This window comes from Streptomyces sp. AMJ-169 (assembly GCF_055597585.1).
In genome coordinates this window covers 348,099-366,721 of record NZ_JBVLTJ010000003.1, presented here as the reverse complement: position 1 = coordinate 366,721, position 18,623 = coordinate 348,099, and the positions used below count along the sequence as shown (strand labels likewise).

Here is an 18,623-nt window from a genome sequence, read left to right as displayed (position 1 = left end):
CTGTCGGGGGCGGGCGTACATCGGGGAGCGGGTGCTCCGGGCGTGCGCGCGGGTACGGCTTCCGGGCCGGCTGCGGCTGCCGCGGAACCCCGCTGCGGGAACGGGGGATCAGCTGGAGTCCCGCAGGGGGTGCCGTCGGGGGCGGTGATTTTCTGCGACCGCCAGGAATGCCGGCGGGCAGCGGCGGCTACCTCGCCCGTCCCCCGCCCGACGCGGGGCCATTCGCTCGCTGCTGAGCCACCAAACGGTTGGCGAGCTGCCGGTAATCGGCGGCGGAATGGTCCGTGCCCGCCGCCGGGCGGGTCCCGGAGACGGGGCCGGTGCGGGCGTAGTGAGCGGTGGTCGTCTGCGCATCCGTGGAGCCGGTCTGCGCAGTGGGCTGTGCCGCGTGAGGATGCGAACCGGTTGCCTGCCGGATCGCGAGCTGAACCCTTATCTCCTGGGCGAAAGCCTCCGTGGCGGCCCTGTCACCTGCCTGGATGGCGCCCGTCATGGCGGCGGCCACGTGTGCCAGTGGCAGATCCTTCAACCCGTCGGACGAGCCCTGATCTGACATGCGGCTGTCTCCCTGTCATCTGTCGCGGTAAATGGTGCACAGGAGAAACGCCTTCCGGACCTGGAGGGTTCATGGAACGCCGGCATCCGGGTTTCGCCGCCGCCGCCGACCACCCGATCACAGCCCCCTCGCGGTCCTCCCCCAAGCGCCCCCACAAGCGACACACAGCCACCCCTCACCACGCCGCATACTGGTTCACATGGCACGTGAGCAGCGCAACGCCGTCGGGAGTGGTCTGGGGAGCTTCCTGCGGACCCGGCGGGCCCGGGTGGCGCCGGGGGAAGTCGGGCTGGCGCCGGGGACCGGGCAGCGGCGTACGCCGGGACTGCGGCGCGAGGAGCTGGCCACGCTGGCCGGGATCAGCGTCGACTACTACGCCCGGCTGGAGCGGGGGCAGGAGACCAACCCCGGTCCGGCCGTCGTCGACGCCCTCGCCCAGGCCCTCCGGCTCGCCCCGCACGAACACGAGCACCTGCGCGAACTCGCCGACCGCGCCGACCGCAGACCGGCGCCGAAGGAACCGGCCGAGGCGGAACGGTGCCTGCGGCCCGACATCGTCCTGATGCTGGAGAGCCTGCGCCCCAACCCCGCGTACGTGATCAGCCGCACGATGGACATCCTGGCCGGCAACCCCGGCTCGGTCCGCCTGTTCGCGGGGTCGGCGGACTGGCCGCCCGAGCGCCGCAACGCCCTGCGCTACCTCTTCCTCGACCCGCGCGCCCCGAAGGTGTTCGCCGACTGGGACGGACAGGTCCGCACCTGCGTCGGCCGCATCCGCGCCCTGGCCGGCGCCGAGCCGGACACCCCGGGACTGGCCGCCCTCGTCGACGAACTCACCCGGGAGAGCCCGGAGTTCGTGAAACGCTGGCAGGACTACGATGTCCAGGCGCACCCGCTCGGCGACAAGACCTTCCACCACCCCGAGGTCGGCGACCTCACCCTCGGCTACCAGTCCATGCAGCTCGACGGCACCCCGGGCCACCGCCTCGTCGTGTTCTACGCCCCACCCGGCACCCCCGACCACGCCAAGCTGCTCCTCCTCGACAAGACGGAGGACGAGACGGGTGACGGCAAGAGGGACGACCCCACCTCGATCAGCCCTTGACCAGCACCTTCAGCGCCTCCCGGTCCGCCATCGCCCGGTACGCCCCCGGCGTCTCGTCCAGCGCCACCGTCCGGTCGAAGACCCGGCCCGGCTCGATCCGCCCCTCCAGGATGTCGGGCATCAGCTCCTCCATGTAGGCGCGGGCCGGAGCCACCCCGCCCGTGATGGTGACGTTCTTCGCGAAGTCCATGAAGCCGAAGGGGATCGCGGGGTACTGCGGTACGCCGACCCGGCTGATCGCGCCGCCGGGACGCACCACGCCCAGGCTCATCTCGAACGCGGACAGCGCGCCCACGCACTCCAGCACGGCGTGGGTGCCCTGGCCGCCGGTGAGCTCCCGAACCCGGGCGATGCCTTCTTCGCCGCGCTCGGCCACGACCTCGGTGGCACCGAACTCGATGCCCAGGTCGGTGCGGTCCTTGTGGCGGCCCATGAGGATGATCCGCTCGGCGCCGAGCCGCTTGGCGGCCAGCACCGCGGACAGGCCGACCGCCCCGTCACCGATCACCGTCACGCTCGTCCGCGGACCGACGTTCGCCTTGACCGCGCTGTGGTGGCCGGTGCAGAACACGTCGGAGAGGGTGAGCAGCGACGGCAGCAGGGCGGAGTTCTCCGCCACCGGCAGCTTGACCAGGGTGCCGGAGGCCTGCGGGACGCGGACCGCCTCGCCCTGGCCGCCGTCGACGCCGTTCGGGCCCCACTGGCCGCCGTGCGGGCAGGAGACGTGCATCCCCTCCTGGCAGAAGACGCAGGTGTTGTCCGCCCAGAGGAAGGGCGCCACGACCAGGTCGCCCACCTTCACCCCGGTCACCTCGGACCCGGTCTCCTCGACGACGCCGAGGAACTCGTGCCCCATCCGCCGGCCCTGCTCGGAGACCGGCATGGAGGCGTACGGCCACAGGTCGCTGCCGCAGACACAGGACAGGACGACCCGGACGATCGCGTCGGTGGGGTGCTGGATCTTCGGGTCGGGGACGTTCTCGACGCGGACGTCGCCGGCGCCGTACATGATGGTCGCTCGCATGGGATGTTTCCGATCTTGCGTGATTCGAGAGGTGTGTGAAAGCGGAGGGGCTCAGCGGTCCCCGATGATTTCCTTCAGCTGCGTGACCGCGCTCATCGCGCTGGGCCATCCGGCGTAGAACGCCAGGTGGGTGAAGGCCTCGACCAGCTCGTCCTGGGTGACCCCGTTCGCCAGCGCCCGGCGCAGATGGTTGCCGAGCTGCTCGGGGCGGTACAGGGCCGCCAGGGTGATGACGGTGATCAGGCTGCGGTCGCGGGGGGAGAGTCCTGGCCGTGCCCAGACGTCCCCGAACAGGACGTCGTCGGTCAGCTGGACCAGCTTCGGCGCGAAGTCGCCCAGCGCCTTCTGCGCGGGGGTCGGCTCGTCTGCCATGTCGGTGCTCCTCGGAGACGGGTTCACAGGTTGACCAGCCGGCTCATCTCGGCCTCGAGGCGGTCGCCCGCGGCCGGGGTGAGGTGGTTGAGCCGGTCGAGCTGGGCGGCGGTCAGCTCCACCCCGTCGGCGGCGGTGTTCTCCTCCACCCGGGAGACCCGCTTGGTGCCGGGGATGGGGGCGATGTCGTCGCCCTGCGCCAGCAGCCAGGCCAGCGCCACCTGCGCCGGAGTGGCACCCGCCTGCGCGGCCACCGCCTCCACCTCGTCGACGAGGGCCAGGTTGCGCCGGAAGTTCTCCTCGGTGAAACGCGGGTTGGTCAGCCGCCGGTCGGTGGCGTCGAACTGGTCGGTAGAACGGATCTTGCCGGTCAGGAAGCCGCGGCCGATCGGCGCCCACGGCACCAGACCGATGCCGAGTTCCCGCAGCAGTGGCAGGATCTCCGCCTCGATGTCCCGCGTCCACAGGGAGTACTCCGTCTGGAGCGCGGCGACGGGATGGACGGCGTGGGCGCGGCGGATCGTGGCAGGGCCCGCCTCGGACAGGCCGATGTGGCGGATCTTGCCCTCGGCGACCAGCTCGGCCAGGGCGCCCACGGTCTCCTCGATCGGGGTGCCCGGGTCGACCCGGTGCTGGTAGTACAGGTCGATGTGATCGGTGCCCAGCCGCCGCAGCGACCCCTCGACGGCGGCCCGGACGGTCGCCGGGCTGCTGTCGGGCGTGTTCGCCGCCCGCTCGCCGTTCGCGTACGACACCAGGCCGAACTTCGTCGCGAGCACGACCTCGTCACGGCGGCCCTTGATGGCCCGGCCGACCAGCTCCTCGTTGACGAACGGCCCGTAGATCTCGGCGGTGTCGAGGAGGGTGACCCCCAGGTCGAGGGCGCGGTGGACGGTGCGGACGGACTCGGCGTCGTCCGTGCCGTGGCCGGTGTAGACCCCGCTCATCCCCATCGTGCCCAGGCCGATCCGGGAGACGTCCAGATCACCTAGTTTGATGTGTTTCACGGTTGCAGCTTCCTTCGTCGGCAGAACGCTCACGGATACGGGAAAAGCAGATCCGCGGCATGCGTCCAGCCTGCCCGCGCGGCCCGTACGGCGGCAGGCCGCGCTTTGCCATGCAGCGCCGTTCCGTGGAGTGACAGGGCGCCCCATCCGCATGCCGTGCAGGTCACAGGCCCGGCAAACTGGACGGTATGACACGTGAGCAGCAGCAGCCCGTCGGCGGTGGCACGGAGCTGGGACGTTACCTCCGGGCCCGCCGCGCTCAGGTGACCCCCGCCGAGGCGGGCCTGGCCCCCGGCGCCGGACTGCGCCGCACGCCCGGGCTGCGCCGCGAGGAACTGGCCACGCTGGCCGGGGTCAGCATCGACTACTACGCCCGCCTGGAGCGCGGCAAGGAGACCCGGCCCAGCCCCTCCGTCATCGACGCCCTCGCCCGCGCCCTCCTGCTGACCGAGGACGAGCACGAACACCTGCGCCGCCTCGCCGCCCTGGCCGCCCGCACCGCGCCCGAACCGCCCGCGGCCCCCAGCCGGACCGTGCGCCCCGGTGTCCTGCTGCTGCTGGAGAGCCTGCGCCCCGGCCCCGCCTACGTCGTCAGCCGCACCAACGACCTGCTGGCCTGGAACCCCTCGGGGCTCGCGCTGTTCCCCGGCATCGAGGAGTGGCCGGCCAAGCAGCGCAACCTCGCCCGCTACGCCTTCCTCCACCCCGCCGCCCGGGACGTCGCCGGCAACTGGGAGCAGGCCCTGCGCGGCTGCGTCTCCCGCCTGCGCGCCCTGGCCGGCACCGACCCCGACGCCCCCGACCTGGCCGCCCTCGTCGGCGAACTCCTGCTCAAGAGCCCGGAGTTCGCCCGCCTGTGGGAGCGGTACGAGATCAAGGCGCACGCGTTCGGCACCAAGACCTACCACCACCCCAGCGTCGGCACCTTCACCCTCGGCTACCAGAGCATGCCCCTGGAGGGCACCCCCGGCCACCGCCTGGTCAGCTACCACGCCGAACCCGGCACGCCCGCCCACGACGCGCTCGTCCTGCTGGACATGACCGCGCCCGAACCGGCCGCGCGCCAGGGGACCCCGCAGGAGGGCTGACCCCCTGCGCGCCCCTGGGGCGCCCTGTCACACCACGGAACACCACTGCCTGGCACGGCACGGCGTTCCGCACCAGGCTCACCGACAACAGCCTGGAAGGTATGTCAACCCTGAAGAAGAAGATCGCGACCGCGACCATGCTGGGGATCTCCGTCTCCGCCGCGGTCACCGGATGCGCCGGCACCGACGGCGACAGCACCAGAAGCAGCGCGAGCCCCTTGTACAAGAGCGGCGACTACACCGCGACCGGCCAGTACGGCAGCGGCCCCTCCACCATCACCGTGTCCCTCACCCTCGACCGGCACACCATCACCGCGGTCCGCGTCACCCCGCACGCCACGGACCCGACCTCGCTCGACTTCCAGAAGCGCTTCGCCGACGCGGTCCCCCGGCTCGTGGTCGGCAAGGACATCGACGACGTACGCCTGGACCACATCGCCGGTTCGAGCCTCACCCCCGACGGATTCAACGCCGCGCTCCAGCGCATCAAGCGAGAAGCCGCGGGCTGACGGCCGGCGCCCGAGCAGCACCCTCTTCCCCCACCGCAGCCAGAACGAGAGAGCGGGCATGCCCACCGAGCTTCCCGAGTCACCCCCTTCCCCCGCACCTTCACGCCGTACGTTCATCGCAGCGTCCTCCGCCGTCGGCGTGCTGGCCGTGGGGCCGATTCCCCTGGGCGCCGCGGAAGCGGTCGCCGCCGACGCCGGCGCGCCGCCGGGCAGCCGGGTCACGCTGAGCGTCAACGGCGAGCGGCACACCCTCACGGTCGACAACCGCACCTCGCTCCTGGACCTGCTGCGTGAGCATCTCGGGCTGACCGGGTCCAAGAAGGGCTGCAACGCGGGAGCCTGCGGGGCGTGCACGGTCCTGGTCGACGGGCGGCGCGTCAACTCCTGTCTCACGCTGGCCGTCCGGCTGGAGGGCGCCGAGGTCACCACGATCGAGGGCCTGGAGCGGGGTGGCCGGCTGCACCCGCTCCAGCAGGCGTTCATCGACGAGGACGCCTTCCAGTGCGGTTTCTGCACCCCGGGCCAGATCATGTCCGGCGTCGGCTGCGTCGCGGAGGGCCACACCGGCTCGCCGGAGGAGATCCGGGAGTGGATGAGCGGCAACATCTGCCGCTGCGGCTGTTACGTCAAGATCGTACGGGCGGTCGCCGTGGCCGCGAAGGGGCGGTGAACCGATGCATCCCTTCACCTACACCCGGGCCTCCGGCCTGCGGGAGGCGCTGGACTCCGGGCGCGCGGGCGGGCGTTACCTCGCCGGCGGCACCACCCTGGTCGACCTGATGCGGGAGACCGTCGAACGGCCCCGCGCGCTGGTCGACATCAGCGGACTGCCGCTGCGCGACGTCACCGCCACCGGGGCCGGGGGCCTGCGGATCGGCGCGCTGGTGCGGATGGGCGAGGCCGCCGCGCATCCGACGGTGCGGACCGCGTATCCGGTGATCGCGCAGGCGCTGGAGCTGAGCGCGTCGGCGCAGCTGCGGAACATGGCGACCATCGGCGGGAACATCATGCAGCGCACCCGCTGCACCTACTTCCGTGACGTGACGGCCGCCTGCAACAAGCGGCAGCCCGGGGAGGGCTGCGCTGCGCGCGAAGGCGTCAACCGGACGCACGCGATCCTCGGCACGTCCGCGTCCTGCGTGGCCACCCACCCCTCCGACGTCGCGGTGGCGTTCGCCGCGCTGGAGGCGGTGGTGCACCTCCTCGGACCGGACGGCCCCCGCCAGGTCCCCTTCACCGGCTTCCTGCTGCGCCCCGGCGACACACCGCAGAACGAACAGGCCATCAGACGGGGCGAGTTGATCACGGCGGTCGAGATCCCGGCCCGCCCGCGCCCGCTGCGCTCGGGCTATCTGAAGGTCCGGGACCGGCAGTCGTACGAGTTCGCCCTCGTCTCGGCGGCCGTCGCCCTGCACATCAGGGGCGGGGTGATCCGGGAGGCCAAGGCCGCCGCCGGGGGAGTGGGGACCGTGCCCTGGAAACTCTCTTCTGTGGAGCGGGAGCTGACCGGGCAGCGGCCCTCGCCGGCGCTGTGGGCGGCGGCCGGCGCGCTCGCCGCCGACGGGGCCCAGCCCCTTCAGCACAACGGTTTCAAGGTCGAGCTGCTGAAGCGGACCGTCGAACGTCAGCTGCGCATCGTAGGAGGCGGCGCATGAGCCCCCAGCCCCGGGCCGCCGTCGGCGCCCCGCTCTCGCGGGTCGACGGACGCCTGAAAGTCACCGGGCGCGCCGACTACGCCGCCGACCACGAACCGGAGGGCGTCGTCCACGCCGTCCTCGTCGACAGCTCCGTCGCCGCCGGCCGGATCACCCGCATCGACACCCGCGCCGCCGAGGCCCACCCCGGCGTCCTCAAGGTGATCACCCACCTCAACGCCCCCGTCCTGCCGTACCGCGACAACCCCGGCTCGAACAACCCGCCGGGCAGGAGGCTGCGGGTCTTCCAGGACGACCAGGTCCTCTTCCACGGCCAGCCCGTCGCGGTCGCCGTCGCCACCACCCTGGAGGCCGCGCAGCACGCCGCGAGCCTGGTCGAGGTGGCCTACGACGCCCGCACGCCGTCGACCGACCTCGACGCCCCCGGTATCCCGGCGAACAACCCCGCGACCTACACGCGCGGCGACGCGGGCGCGGCCCTGGAGTCCGCCGCCGTACGGCTGGAGGCCACCTACCACCTGGCCCGCAACCATCACAACCCGATGGAGCCGCACGCCACCGTCGCCCGCTGGGACGGGGACCGGCTCACCGTGTGGGACAAGACGCAGTGGGTCATCGGGGGCACGCAGACGGAACTCGCCGCCGTGTTCGGGATCCCGCTGGATTCGGTGCGGGTCCTCTCGCCGTTCGTCGGCGGCGCCTTCGGCAGCGGGCTGCGGACCTGGCCGCACGTGACGGCCGCCGCGCTCGCCGCCCGCGTGACCGGCCGCCCGGTCAAGCTCGTCCTGAGCCGCCGCCAGCAGTACTTCGGCGCCGGCTTCCGGCCCGCCTACACGTACGCGGTACGCCTCGGCGCCGACCGCACCGGGCGGGTCACCGCCATGACCCACGACCTGCGCTCCGAGACCTCCCGCTACGAGACCTTCGCGGAACGCGGCGCCCTGCCGCTCGGCCAGATCCTCTACGACACCCCGAACGTCAGCCAGACGTACCGGACCGTGCCGCTGGACGTGAACACCCCGGTCGCCATGCGCGGCCCCGGCTTCGCCACCGCCGCCTTCGCCGTCGAGTCGGCCATGGACGAACTCGCCCACGAACTCGGCGTCGACCCCGTCGAACTGCGGCTGCGCAACGAACCGGCGGCCGACCCCTCCAACGGGCAGGCGTTCTCCACCCGCCGGCTGCGCGAGTGCTGCACCACCGGCGCCCGCGAGTTCGGCTGGGACCGCCGTGACCCCCGCCCCCGCTCCACCCGCGACGGCGACTGGCTGATCGGCACCGGCATGGCCGCCGGCGTCTACCACACCCTGCGCGCCCCCGCCCAGGCGTCGGTCCGCCTCCACGCCGACGGCACCGCCGTGGTCGAGTCCGCCACCAGCGACATGGGCCCCGGCACCTACACCTCCATGACCCAGGTCGCCGCCGACGCCCTCGGCCTGCCAGTCCAACGGGTCACCTTCCGCCTCGGCGACTCCGTCATGCCGCCGGCCCCGCTGCACGGCGGCTCCCTCACCATGGCCAGCGTCGGCTCCGCCGTCCAGGACGGCTGCGACCGGCTGCGGCAGCAGGCGATCCAGCTCGCCGTGGGGGACGAGCGGTCACCGCTGCACGGCGCCGACCCCGCCTCGGTCGTCGTCCAGGGCGGGCGGCTGTACGTGAACGGTGACCCCTCGCGCGGGGAGAGCTACAAGATGCTGCTGACCCGCAACGGGCGGGACGCGCTGGAGGTGCTCGGCTCGTACACGCCGGCGCCGTCGCGGCTCACCATCGACGCCTACGCCGCCGTGTTCGCGGAGGTCGCCGTCGACGCCCGGCTGGGGCTCGTCCGGGTGCGGCGGATGGTCGGGGTGTACGACGTGGGGCGGGTGATCAGCCCGAAGCTCGCCGACAGCCAGGCCCTCGGCGGCATGGTCGGCGGGATCGGCCAGGCCCTCCTGGAGGACACCGTCACCGACCACCGCGACGGCCGCATCGTCAACGCGAGCCTGGCCGACTACCTCGTCCCGGTCAACGCCGACATCCCCGACCTCAAGGCGATCTACCTCGACGGACGGGACGACGAGGCCGACCCGATCGGCGTCAAGGGACTCGGCGAGGTCGTCATCGTCGGCGTGGCCCCGGCCGTCGCCAACGCCGTCTTCCACGCCACCGGCCGCCGCGTCCGCCACCTGCCCATCACCGCCGACGCGCTGCTCTGACACGACTGAGGGAGCGGGACCGTCCTCCGGACGGTCCCGCTCCCTCGTCTCATGCTCGGTGCGCGCCGGTCACAGGTGCTTGCCGAAGAACTCGTTCAGCTTCTCGGCGACCCGGGGGACGTACTCGGGGTTCCAGTACAGGTCGATGTGGCTGGCGCCGTCGAGGACGAACAGCTCCTTCGGCTCGTCCGCCATCTCGATCGCGTCCTGGCTCATGTAGAGCGTGTCGGCCTCGGAGCCGGCGATCAGCAGCAGCGGGCGCGGGGAGATCAGCTCGATCCCCTCGAACGGGAAGAACGCCATCTGCTGGCTGAGGCTGGAGAGGGCGAACGCCCCCATGGTCCGGGGGTTGGGGTCGATCTCCGAGTAGTACTTGTAGCCCTCCAGGTACATCGCGGGGATGGTCGACAGGTCGTTCATGTCGAACTTGGGGTTGTCCGCGATCAGGGAGAACAGCTCGACCTCCCCGCCGGCCGCCTCCCGCGTACGGGCCTCGCCCGAGCGCTTCAGCAGACCGGTGCGGTACTCCGCCGTCTGCGCGCCGAGCGGGCCGACGCCGTCACGGCGCGCGGCGCCGAGGTTGAAGGTGCTGACGCCCGCGACGGCCTTGATGCGCATCTCGGTCTGCGTCACGTTGACCGAGTAGCCGCCGCCCGCGCAGATCCCGAGGGCGCCGATGCGCTCCGGGTCCACGTCGGGGTGGTTGCTCAGGAAGTCCACCGCGCGGCGGATGTCCTCGACCCGCACCGAGGGGAACTCCGAGAAGTGCGGCTCGCCGCCGCTCTCGCCCTGGTAGGAGGCGTCGAACACCAGGGTGACGAAGCCCTGCGCGGCCAGCAGCTTCGCGTAGGTGGTGGGGACCTGCTCCTTGACGGCGCCGAAGGGGTGGGTCACGACGATCGCGGGGTAGCGCACGCCCTGTTCGTAGCCGTCCGGCTTGAACAGGTTGCCGACCACCGTGTTGCCCTTGTTCGTAAAGGTCACTCGGTCCATTTCAGGTCCTTTTCGTTCCAGGTCTCGCTGTGTGTGGGGGGCCGACGGGGCGAGAGGTTCCCGGACGCGCGCGCGGCCACGCCCCGGTCCGGTCTCCGTCACTCGTACGCGCCCGTACGGCTGCGCCGGGGAGAGTCGGCGGGTGGCCGGCGACGGGCCCCGCCGGTACCCGGCCAGCCTTGCCGCCCCGATCACCGGGCGGCAGGCCCTGGGGCGGCGTGGAGTGCTGGTCAGTGCTGTGACAGGGCGCCCATGGGGAGGTCAAGAAGAGGGCGGCCGGACACCGGGCGGCATACAGTTTCAGCCAACTCCGCCGCGCTTCGCGCGAGGGTCACCGCGCACCTCGTCCGACGCCATCCGGTCCCTACCCGGCCGCGGCCCGCCTGACACACCCGCCCCTCAGCCCACCCGACGGAGGTGAACCCCGTGCCCCCCGGACCGGCCGCCCGCCCCACCCACGCCTTCGCCGCCATCGGCACCCACTGGACCATCGAGACGGACACCCCCCTCGACACCGCCACCCGCCGCGAGCTGCACCGCCGTATCGACGACTTCGACGCCGTGTACTCCCGCTTCCGCCCCGACTCCCTCGTCTCCCGCATCGCCGCCGCCCCTGCCGGCGGCCGTTTCACCTTCCCCGAGGACAGCCGCGCCCTCTTCGCCCTCTACGACGGGCTCGCCGCCGTCACCGACGGCGCCGTCGACCCCCTCGTCGGCCGCGACCTCGAACTCCTCGGCTACGACAGCGCCTACACCCTCACCCCGGCCCCCGACCCCGTCCGCGCCCGGTACGCCCTGACCCGCCCGTCCTGGCGCACCGACGTCGTCCGGGACGACACCACCCTCGTCACCCGCCGCCCCCTCGTCGTCGACGTCGGCGCGGCGGGCAAGGGGCACCTCGTCGACCTGGTCAGCGGGCTGCTGTGCGAGGCCGGCGCCGGCCGGTTCGTCGTCGACGCGGGCGGAGACCTGCGCCACCACGGCCCCGACACCCTCCGCGTCGGCCTCGAGCACCCGGCGGACCCGGCCCGGGTGATCGGCGTCGCGCGGCTGAGCGGGCGGGCGCTGTGCGCGTCCGCCGTCAACCGGCGGGCCTGGGGTCCGGGCCTGCACCACGTCCTCGACGGGCGTACCGGCCTGCCCGTCGGTGACACCCTCGCGACCTGGGCCGTCGCCGACAGCGCGGCCGAGGCCGACGCCCTGGCGACCGCCCTGTTCTTCGTCTCCCCGCAGCGCCTCGCCGCCGCCGGCCACCGCTTCGACCACGTACGCGTCGGGGCGGACGGCCGCATGGACGCGTCCCGCGACTTCGACGGGGAGCTCTTCACCTGACCGGCGCGCCCCGCGCCGCCCGCGAACAAGGAACCCTCATGTACCGAAACGGCGAGTACAGCGCCACCGGCTGGTACGGCATCCTGCCCTCCCGCATCACCGTCTCCCTCACCCTGGCCGGCGGTTTCATCACCGGCGTCACCGTCACCCCGCACGCGCAGGGCCGCATATCGCGCTGGTACCAAAGGCGCTTCGCGAAGGCCGTCCCCCGCGTGGTCACGGGCAAGCACATCGACACCGTCCACCTCGACCGCCTCGCCGGCTCCAGCGTCACGACCGACGGGTTCAACAACGCGCTCAAGCTGATCAAGGCGGACGCCATGTGGTGAGGGACCCGCACGGTCCGGCCGATGGCTACAAGGCCCGCCCGGCGAGCAGTTCGGACAACTCCGCGGAACGTGCGCGGACCTGCTCGCCGTACCGGGCGATCACCCGGGGCGGCATCCTGAAGGAGGGGCCGACGACGCTGAGGGCGGCGACGACGGTGCCGTTCGCGTCGTGCACCGGCGCCGCCACCGCGGTGGCGCCCTCGGTCGCGATGGCCTTGGCGACCGCGACCCCCTGCGCGTCGACCCGCCCGAGCAGCGCCGCCCCGGCCGCCGTCCCCGCCATGGGCATACTGCGGCCGGTCCAGTTGACGTGCCGGATCGCCTGCGGGCTCGGCACCTGGCGGAGGTACATCAGGGTCTGGGCGGCGCCCTGGACGCTGAGGTAGCTCGACTCCTGGGTGTCGTCGGTCAGCGCGCGCAGCACCGGACCGGACAGCTCGACGATGTCCGTCTCCGGCGCCTCGGCCACCGTCTCGCGCAGGGAGGCGAAGCGGCGGCCCGTCGCGTACGTACCCGACTCGTCCCGGTCCAGGTACCCCCAGTGCACGAGGGCCCGCGCCAGCCGCATGGCCGTGCTGGGCGACATGTCGAGCTCGCGGGCCAGCCCGGACAGCGTCTGGGGCCCCCGTTCGACGACGCACGTCAGCAGCATCAGCGCGCGGTGGACGGAGCGAGGGCCGTCGGCGCCCTGCTCGGGGTCGGTCGCAGACATGGGGGAACCTGGGTTTCGGCGGTCGTGAGCAACAGATGCGCAAGCATGGCTCTTTGGGCAGCTCATGCTATAGCGCGGGCGCGGCGGCCTCGGCCGGCAGCGGCCGTCCCCCCGCCGCGACGAGCCGCCCGCCCGCGTACACCCGCTCCGCCAGATTCGTCCCGAACCGGTGCACGACCTCGCCGTGCCCGCGCACGGACCAGATGACGAAGTCCGCCGACTTCCCGGGCGCGAGGCTCCCGTGGGTGTCCTGGAGGCCGACGGCCGCGGCGGCGTTGAGGGTCGCCATGTGCCAGATCTGGGCGTACGACCAGCGGTAGAGCCGGGCGGCCAGCTGCATCACCATCTGCATCGACAGCGAGGGGGCCGTGCCCGGGTTGTAGTCCGTGGACAGGGCGAGCGCCGCGCCGGAGCGCAGGACGCGGTCCGCCCAGGCGGCCAGGTCCTTGGCGGGCCGCCCGTCCGGCAGGAGCGACGCCGTCATGTCGAGGAGGTGGAAGCTGGCGCCGGGGAAGACGACCCCGACGGTGCCGCTCGCGGCCAGCGCCGCCAGCGCCGCGTCGGACGCCTCGTCGAGGTGGTCGACGGACACCGCGCCGAACTCGACGGCGAGCTTCGTCCCGCCGACGTCGCCGGTCTGGTCGGCGTGGAACTTCAGGCGCAGCCCCAGGTCACGAGCCGCCTCCGCCATCCGCCGGCTCTCCTCGAGGGTGAAGGAGACCGGGTCGCAGGCGATGTCGCAGAAGTCGGCGCCGGCCGCGATGCGCGGGAGGGTGTCCAGGACGGACCGGACGTACGCGTCGCGCCGGCCGAGGTACTCGCCCGGGACGGTGTGCGCCCCGAGGTAGGTCGCGAGCACGCGGACGGGGTGGGCGAGCGACTTCGTCAGGCCGAGCAGCCGGATCTCCTCGGCGGGGCTCAGGCCGTAACCGGTCTTCGCCTCCAGCGCCGTGGTGCCGTGCGCCAGCGCCTGGTCCAGGTCCGCGAGGGCGCGGGCGGTGAGTTCGGCGTCGGAGGCGGCGCGGGTGGCCGCGATCGTCGTACGGATGCCGGCGTCGATGCCCGGTACCGCCCGCTCCAGGACCTTGCCCTGCCACTCGTCGTGGCGGGTGCCGCCGTGCAGCAGGTGGGTGTGCGGGTCGGTGAAGGCGGGGGAGACGAGGCGGCCGTGCGCGTCGATGACGTCGTCGGCGGTGAACCGGGCGAGGAGTTCGGCGGTGGTGCCGACCGCGACGACGCGGCCCTCGTCGACGGCGAGGGCGCCGTGCGGGACGACCGTGAGCCGGTCCAGCTGCGGCCCGCGTGCGGGGGCGGCGAGTTCCGGTGCCGGGGTGATCAGTTCGGAGGAATTCACGACAAGTGTGTTAATGCGCTGTTTCATCCACGTGCCAATCTTTTTGTTCCGTCGTCGGCTCTCGCCATGCTTTTCACCTGATGCTACGGTCCATTTTCATAGTATGACTAGCGACGGGATGTGAACGATGGGAACCGGACCAACGGCGCAGCGGGACACGGCGGTTCGGCTGCGTCCGGCAGCCACCCCGTTCCTGGGCGCGGACAGCCCGGCCGGCCTCGACGACCTGCGCGCGGCGTTCGCCGTCATCGGCGTTCCTTACGGCTCCCCCTACCGCATGGAGAACGTCCACTCCGGCGCGGCGGACGCCCCGCGCGTCTTCCGGGAGCGAGCGAACGCCCGGTTCGGCGCGCACGGCGACCGCTGGGACTTCGACCTGGGCGGCACGCTGTTCGGGGACACCGGTCTGGGCATGGCCGACCTGGGGGACGTCGTCGGGGACCCGCGCGACCTCGCGGGCACCGCGGCGGCGGCCACCGAGGCGGTCCGGGGGATCCTGGAGAAGGGCGCGGTGCCGGTCGTCCTCGGCGGCGACGACTCCGTACCGATCCTGTGCGCCCGCGCCTTCGCCGCCGACCGGCCGGTGATCAACGTCCTCCAGATCGACGCGCACATCGACTTCCGCGACGAGGTCGACGGCATCCGCGACGGATACTCCAGCCCCGTGCGGCGGATGGCCGAGATGCCGTGGGTCGGGCAGATCGTGCAGGTCGGGATGCGCGGGACCGGCAGCGCCCGGCCGCAGGACGTGACGGCGGCGCTGGCGGCGGGCAACGTCATCGTCCCCGCCGGACAGGTCCACACCGAAGGCATCGGCGCCGTCACGAGCGTCATGCGCGCGGACCTGCCGTGGTTCGTGACGCTCGACGTGGACGGGCTCGACCCCGCCATCGCCCCGGGCACCAGCTGTCCGCTGCCCGGCGGCCTCGACTTCCGGCAGGCCCAGGCCCTGTTCGCCGCCGTCGGGCGGGACTTCGGCCTCGCGGGCGTCGACGTCGTCGAGCACTTCCCCGGGCTCGACGTGGGCGGCACCACGTCGCTGACGCTGAGCCGGCTGCTGAGCGTGCTCATCGGCCAGGCCGCCCGCCGCCGCGCTTCCGCTGGGTAGATCACCCCGGCAGACCCCGAACCCACCGAGAGGAAGAGCCCCATGGCCGAACTTCCCCAGTCCGACCTGACCAAGCGGATCCGCCTGGCCCGCCAGGCCAGCGGCGTGACCTGGACCCAGCTCGCCGAACACATCGGCCGCCCGCCGGCGTGGACCGTCGCCGCCCTGTTCGGACAGCACCCGCTCAGCGCCGCCGAGGCGAACACCATCGCGGCCGAACTCGGGCTCAGCGACGACGACGCGCTGGAACTCCAACTCCAGCCCTACCGGGGCACATTGGACGGCGGCGCGCCCTCCGACCCCACGCTCTACCGCTTCTACGAGGCGCTCTCCGTCTACGGCCCGGCGATCAAGGAACTCATCCACGAGGAGTTCGGCGACGGGATCATGAGCGCCATCAACTTCACCCTCTCCGTCGAACGCCGTGCCGACCCCGACGGCGACCGCGTCGTCGTCACGCTCGACGGCAAGTTCCTCGACTACCGCTGGTAGCCGGACCCCCCGGAATCTCCCAGAAAAGGATCAGCACATGTCTGCCAACCCCGCGATGCAGAAGGCCGCCCTGCTCGACGTCGAGCCCGACATCCACGGCCTGATCAGCAAGAAGACCGCACAGCTCGACGGCGTGGCGGTCACGGAGGTCACGTTCGGCGTCGGTGCCAAGTGGTCGAACGACCTGAAGGACTACGCGGGCACCGACGTCTGCACCCTCCCGCACGTCGCCCTGGTCACGGCGGGCACCCTCGCCGTCTCGATGCTGGACGGCTCCTACGAGGAGTTCTCGGCGGGCGACGTGATGATGCTGCCGCCGGGGCACGACGCGTGGAGCGTCGGCGACACCGCGTGCACCTTCATCGAGTTCTCGGTCGGAAACGACTACTACGCCGCCTGAAACAACGTCCGGCGGGGACGTGACACGCCCCCGCCGGCCGCGCAGTCGAAAGGCCACCGCATGGCTGCCGAAGCAGAGCGCGCGTTCCTCTCCCACTCCTCCCACTGGGGCGCCTTCCGGGCGCGCGCGGACGCGGACGGGGGCATCGAGGTCCGCCCGCACGAACTCGACCCCGAACCGTACGACTTGATCCGCAACGTCACCGACGCCCTCAGACACCCCACCCGCATCGACCGCCCCTACGTCCGCCGCGGCTGGCTCGACGGCGACCGCACCGCGCGCCGCGGCCGTGACTCCTACGTCCCGGTCAGCTGGGAGTACGCCACCCGGCTCGTCGCCGACGAGATCACCCGCGTCTACGGCGAGTCCGGCCCCGAGGCGGTGTTCGGCGGCTCCTACGGCTGGGCCAGCGCGGGCCGCTTCCACCACGCGCAGTCCCAGGTCCACCGGTTCCTCAACCTCTACGGCGGCTACGTCCGGGGCGTCGGCAACTACTCGCTCGGCGCCGCCCTGGCCGTCGTACCGCACATCGTGGGCGCTAAGGGCTCGATGCTGCACCAGAGTTCCACCTGGTCGGACCTGGTCGGCAACTGTGAGCTGTTCGTCGGGTTCGGCGGGGTCGCGACGAAGAACGCGGCCGTGAACGCCGGAGGGCCCGTACGGCACGTGGCGCGGCGGGCCGTGCGGGAGCTGCACGCGGCCGGGTGCCGGTTCGTGAACATCGGCCCGATCCGCTCCGACCTCGGCGACGCGCCCGCGCAGTGGATCGCCTGCCGCCCCGGCACCGACGTCGCGCTCATGCTCGCGCTCGCCCACCGGATCATCACCACCGGCCGCGCGGACACGGAGTTCCTCGACCGGTACACCGTCGGCTACGAGCGGCTGCGGGACTACATTCTGGGCACCTCGAAGAGCCCCGAGTGGGCGGCCGGAATCTGTGACGTCCCGGCGGACACCATCCGTGAACTCGCCGACGAGATGGCGGCGAAGCGGACCTTCATCTCCGTCGCGCCCGCGCTCCAGCGCGCCGAGCACGGGGAGCAGCCCATCTGGACGGGGGTCGCGCTCGCCGCGCTGCTCGGCGGGATCGGGCTGCCGGGGGCCGGCTTCTCCGTCGGGCACGGCTCGATGGGCAACTACGGCAACCAGCCGGGCCTGCTGCGCAACCCGCCGCTGCCGCAAGGCCGCAACGAGTGCGCCGCGTTCATCCCGGTCGCCCGCATCGCCGACATGCTGCTGCGCCCCGGCGAGGAGTTCGACTTCGACGGCCGCCGCCACACCTACCCCGCGATCCGGCTCGTGTACTGGGCCGGCGGCAACCCCTTCCACCACCACCAGGACCTCTTCCGCCTGCACGAGGCCTTCCAGCGCCCCGAGACCGTCGTCGTGCACGAGCCGTTCTGGACCGCGACCGCGCGCCACGCGGACATCGTGCTGCCGGTCACCATGACGGTCGAACGCGAGGACATCGCGGCGGCCCACAACGAACCGGCGATGCTCGCCATGAAACAGATCGTGCCGCCGTACGAGCAGGCCCGCGACGACTACCGCATCTTCGCGGACATCGCCGCCCACCACGGCCTCGAAGAACGCTTCACGCAAGGCCGCTCGCCCCGGCAGTGGCTCGACGCGCTGTACGAGGAGTGGCGCACCCGCGCCCGGACCCTGCTGCCGGACACCCCGCCGTTCACCGAGTTCTGGGCGCACGGCAGCACGACGGTCCCCCTCGACCCGAAGCCCTACAGCTGGCTCGCCCAGTACCGCGCCGACCCCGAGGCCCACCCCCTGGACACCCCCAGCGGCCGGATCGAGCTGTACTCGCGGACCGTCGCCGGATTCGGCTACGACGACTGCCCCGGCCACCCGGCGTGGCTGGAGCCGCGGGAGTGGGCCGGCTCACCGCTGGCCCGCGACCACCCGTTCGTCCTCGTCGCCAACCAGCCCGCCGGCAAGCTCCACAGCCAGCTCGACATGGGCGCGACGAGCATGGCGACGAAACAGCGGGGCCGCGAGTCCCTGACGATGCACCCCGCCGACGCGGCCCGGCTCGGCCTCGGGGCGGGTGACGCGGTGCGCGTCAGCTCCCGCCGGGGCGCCGCGTTCCTCGCCGTGACCGCGCTCTCGGACGAGGTGCGCGAGGGCGTCGTACGGGTGCCGACCGGCGCCTGGTTCGACCCGGACTTCGACGGACGGCTCTGCGTGAGCGGCAACCCGAACGCCGTGACCCGCGACGTAGGGACATCCCGCCTCGGGCAGGGCTCGACCGGCCAGCTCTGCCTCGTCGCCGTCGAGCCCTGGACCGGACCGCTGCCCCCGCTGACCGTCCGGACCGCGCCCCCGGTCACCCGGACCTGAGCCGGCCCCTTCACCCCCCCAGCACCGCCAACTC

Annotated in this window: 19 protein-coding genes; 12 read left to right on the top strand and 7 right to left on the bottom strand. The window is 72.7% G+C overall.

Going from position 1 to position 18,623, the window contains the following annotated elements; genetic code table 11:
• Positions 1–187: 187 nt before the first annotated feature.
• The gene (locus ACYUD3_RS09900) at positions 188–556 is read right to left on the bottom strand and encodes a hypothetical protein (protein ID WP_470966849.1); all 369 of its coding nucleotides are present in this window, start codon (positions 554–556) and stop codon (positions 188–190) included.
• A gap of 199 nt (positions 557–755) precedes the next feature.
• Here ACYUD3_RS09900 and ACYUD3_RS09895 point away from each other — a divergent pair, with 199 nt between their 5' ends.
• On the top strand, positions 756–1,661 hold the full coding sequence (locus ACYUD3_RS09895; RefSeq protein ID WP_470966847.1) for a helix-turn-helix transcriptional regulator: 906 nt from the start codon (positions 756–758) through the stop codon (positions 1,659–1,661).
• On the opposite strand, the gene ACYUD3_RS09890 is transcribed toward ACYUD3_RS09895, so the two are convergent.
• The 3 genes from ACYUD3_RS09890 to ACYUD3_RS09880 are packed head-to-tail and all read right to left on the bottom strand — an operon-like array spanning position 1,651 to position 4,064.
• The gene (locus ACYUD3_RS09890; RefSeq protein WP_470966845.1) at positions 1,651–2,685 is read right to left on the bottom strand and encodes a zinc-dependent alcohol dehydrogenase family protein; all 1,035 of its coding nucleotides are present in this window, start codon (positions 2,683–2,685) and stop codon (positions 1,651–1,653) included. The two genes, ACYUD3_RS09895 and ACYUD3_RS09890, sit on opposite strands and share 11 nt — an antisense overlap.
• A 51-nt stretch (positions 2,686–2,736) precedes the next feature.
• Positions 2,737–3,057, bottom strand: coding sequence for a carboxymuconolactone decarboxylase family protein (locus tag ACYUD3_RS09885; RefSeq protein ID WP_470966842.1), 321 nt, complete (start codon positions 3,055–3,057; stop codon positions 2,737–2,739).
• 23 nt (positions 3,058–3,080) lie between these two features.
• Complete coding sequence (locus ACYUD3_RS09880) at positions 3,081–4,064, bottom strand: aldo/keto reductase (RefSeq protein ID WP_470966840.1); 984 nt, start codon at positions 4,062–4,064, stop codon at positions 3,081–3,083.
• Between the two features lie 188 nt (positions 4,065–4,252).
• Here ACYUD3_RS09880 and ACYUD3_RS09875 point away from each other — a divergent pair, with 188 nt between their 5' ends.
• The 5 genes from ACYUD3_RS09875 to ACYUD3_RS09855 all read left to right on the top strand — a co-directional run bounded on the left by ACYUD3_RS09875 (position 4,253) and on the right by ACYUD3_RS09855 (position 9,514).
• Positions 4,253–5,152, top strand: a complete 900-nt coding sequence (locus ACYUD3_RS09875) for a helix-turn-helix transcriptional regulator (RefSeq protein WP_470966838.1) — start codon at positions 4,253–4,255, stop codon at positions 5,150–5,152.
• 101 nt (positions 5,153–5,253) lie between these two features.
• Complete coding sequence (locus ACYUD3_RS09870; RefSeq protein WP_470966835.1) at positions 5,254–5,661, top strand: FMN-binding protein; 408 nt, start codon at positions 5,254–5,256, stop codon at positions 5,659–5,661.
• A 58-nt stretch (positions 5,662–5,719) separates the two neighbouring features.
• A complete protein-coding gene (locus ACYUD3_RS09865; protein WP_470966833.1) occupies positions 5,720–6,331 on the top strand; it encodes a (2Fe-2S)-binding protein in 612 nt (203 codons plus the stop codon).
• 4 nt (positions 6,332–6,335) lie between these two features.
• Positions 6,336–7,316, top strand: coding sequence for an FAD binding domain-containing protein (locus ACYUD3_RS09860; RefSeq protein WP_470966831.1), 981 nt, complete (start codon positions 6,336–6,338; stop codon positions 7,314–7,316).
• On the top strand, positions 7,313–9,514 hold the full coding sequence (locus tag ACYUD3_RS09855) for a xanthine dehydrogenase family protein molybdopterin-binding subunit (RefSeq protein ID WP_470966828.1): 2,202 nt from the start codon (positions 7,313–7,315) through the stop codon (positions 9,512–9,514). The genes ACYUD3_RS09860 and ACYUD3_RS09855 overlap by 4 nt, the downstream gene beginning before the upstream one ends.
• A 69-nt stretch (positions 9,515–9,583) precedes the next feature.
• Here ACYUD3_RS09855 and ACYUD3_RS09850 read toward each other — a convergent pair whose 3' ends face one another.
• Positions 9,584–10,507, bottom strand: a complete 924-nt coding sequence (locus ACYUD3_RS09850) for an alpha/beta hydrolase (RefSeq protein WP_470966825.1) — start codon at positions 10,505–10,507, stop codon at positions 9,584–9,586.
• Positions 10,508–10,933: 426 nt separating this feature from the next.
• On the opposite strand from ACYUD3_RS09850, the gene ACYUD3_RS09845 reads away from it, so the two are divergent.
• Entirely contained in the window at positions 10,934–11,839 is a 906-nt protein-coding gene (locus tag ACYUD3_RS09845; RefSeq protein ID WP_470966822.1) for an FAD:protein FMN transferase, read from the top strand.
• Between the two features lie 38 nt (positions 11,840–11,877).
• Complete coding sequence (locus tag ACYUD3_RS09840) at positions 11,878–12,168, top strand: hypothetical protein (RefSeq protein WP_470966820.1); 291 nt, start codon at positions 11,878–11,880, stop codon at positions 12,166–12,168.
• Positions 12,169–12,193: 25 nt separating this feature from the next.
• On the opposite strand, the gene ACYUD3_RS09835 is transcribed toward ACYUD3_RS09840, so the two are convergent.
• Positions 12,194–12,880 carry an IclR family transcriptional regulator gene (locus ACYUD3_RS09835; RefSeq protein WP_470966818.1) on the bottom strand — a complete coding sequence of 229 codons (687 nt, stop codon included), beginning with the start codon at positions 12,878–12,880 and terminating at the stop codon, positions 12,194–12,196.
• Between the two features lie 67 nt (positions 12,881–12,947).
• Positions 12,948–14,234, bottom strand: coding sequence for an imidazolonepropionase (gene hutI, locus ACYUD3_RS09830; protein ID WP_470966817.1), 1,287 nt, complete (start codon positions 14,232–14,234; stop codon positions 12,948–12,950).
• A 127-nt stretch (positions 14,235–14,361) separates the two neighbouring features.
• On the opposite strand from hutI, the gene ACYUD3_RS09825 reads away from it, so the two are divergent.
• The 4 genes from ACYUD3_RS09825 to ACYUD3_RS09810 are packed head-to-tail and all read left to right on the top strand — an operon-like array spanning position 14,362 to position 18,589.
• The gene (locus ACYUD3_RS09825) at positions 14,362–15,342 is read left to right on the top strand and encodes an arginase family protein (RefSeq protein ID WP_470966815.1); all 981 of its coding nucleotides are present in this window, start codon (positions 14,362–14,364) and stop codon (positions 15,340–15,342) included.
• Positions 15,343–15,384: 42 nt separating this feature from the next.
• A complete protein-coding gene (cynS, locus tag ACYUD3_RS09820) occupies positions 15,385–15,834 on the top strand; it encodes a cyanase (protein ID WP_470966813.1) in 450 nt (149 codons plus the stop codon).
• A 37-nt stretch (positions 15,835–15,871) separates the two neighbouring features.
• Positions 15,872–16,234, top strand: a complete 363-nt coding sequence (locus ACYUD3_RS09815) for a cupin domain-containing protein (RefSeq protein ID WP_470966810.1) — start codon at positions 15,872–15,874, stop codon at positions 16,232–16,234.
• Between the two features lie 60 nt (positions 16,235–16,294).
• Positions 16,295–18,589, top strand: coding sequence for a molybdopterin-dependent oxidoreductase (locus tag ACYUD3_RS09810; protein WP_470966807.1), 2,295 nt, complete (start codon positions 16,295–16,297; stop codon positions 18,587–18,589).
• Positions 18,590–18,623: the final 34 nt, after the last annotated feature.

What these genes read in the sequence shown, in the direction of transcription:
- ACYUD3_RS09900 (WP_470966849.1), bottom strand. Translation starts at nt 556, where the DNA reads ATGTCAGATCAGGGCTCGTCCGACGGGTTGAAGGATCTGCCACTGGCA.
- ACYUD3_RS09895 (WP_470966847.1), top strand. Translation starts at nt 756, where the DNA reads ATGGCACGTGAGCAGCGCAACGCCGTCGGGAGTGGTCTGGGGAGCTTC.
- ACYUD3_RS09890 (WP_470966845.1), bottom strand. Translation starts at nt 2,685, where the DNA reads ATGCGAGCGACCATCATGTACGGCGCCGGCGACGTCCGCGTCGAGAAC.
- ACYUD3_RS09885 (WP_470966842.1), bottom strand. Translation starts at nt 3,057, where the DNA reads ATGGCAGACGAGCCGACCCCCGCGCAGAAGGCGCTGGGCGACTTCGCG.
- ACYUD3_RS09875 (WP_470966838.1), top strand. Translation starts at nt 4,253, where the DNA reads ATGACACGTGAGCAGCAGCAGCCCGTCGGCGGTGGCACGGAGCTGGGA.
- ACYUD3_RS09870 (WP_470966835.1), top strand. Translation starts at nt 5,254, where the DNA reads ATGTCAACCCTGAAGAAGAAGATCGCGACCGCGACCATGCTGGGGATC.
- ACYUD3_RS09865 (WP_470966833.1), top strand. Translation starts at nt 5,720, where the DNA reads ATGCCCACCGAGCTTCCCGAGTCACCCCCTTCCCCCGCACCTTCACGC.
- ACYUD3_RS09860 (WP_470966831.1), top strand. Translation starts at nt 6,336, where the DNA reads ATGCATCCCTTCACCTACACCCGGGCCTCCGGCCTGCGGGAGGCGCTG.
- ACYUD3_RS09855 (WP_470966828.1), top strand. Translation starts at nt 7,313, where the DNA reads ATGAGCCCCCAGCCCCGGGCCGCCGTCGGCGCCCCGCTCTCGCGGGTC.
- ACYUD3_RS09850 (WP_470966825.1), bottom strand. Translation starts at nt 10,507, where the DNA reads ATGGACCGAGTGACCTTTACGAACAAGGGCAACACGGTGGTCGGCAAC.
- ACYUD3_RS09840 (WP_470966820.1), top strand. Translation starts at nt 11,878, where the DNA reads ATGTACCGAAACGGCGAGTACAGCGCCACCGGCTGGTACGGCATCCTG.
- ACYUD3_RS09835 (WP_470966818.1), bottom strand. Translation starts at nt 12,880, where the DNA reads ATGTCTGCGACCGACCCCGAGCAGGGCGCCGACGGCCCTCGCTCCGTC.
- ACYUD3_RS09825 (WP_470966815.1), top strand. Translation starts at nt 14,362, where the DNA reads ATGGGAACCGGACCAACGGCGCAGCGGGACACGGCGGTTCGGCTGCGT.
- cynS (WP_470966813.1), top strand. Translation starts at nt 15,385, where the DNA reads ATGGCCGAACTTCCCCAGTCCGACCTGACCAAGCGGATCCGCCTGGCC.
- ACYUD3_RS09815 (WP_470966810.1), top strand. Translation starts at nt 15,872, where the DNA reads ATGTCTGCCAACCCCGCGATGCAGAAGGCCGCCCTGCTCGACGTCGAG.
- ACYUD3_RS09810 (WP_470966807.1), top strand. Translation starts at nt 16,295, where the DNA reads ATGGCTGCCGAAGCAGAGCGCGCGTTCCTCTCCCACTCCTCCCACTGG.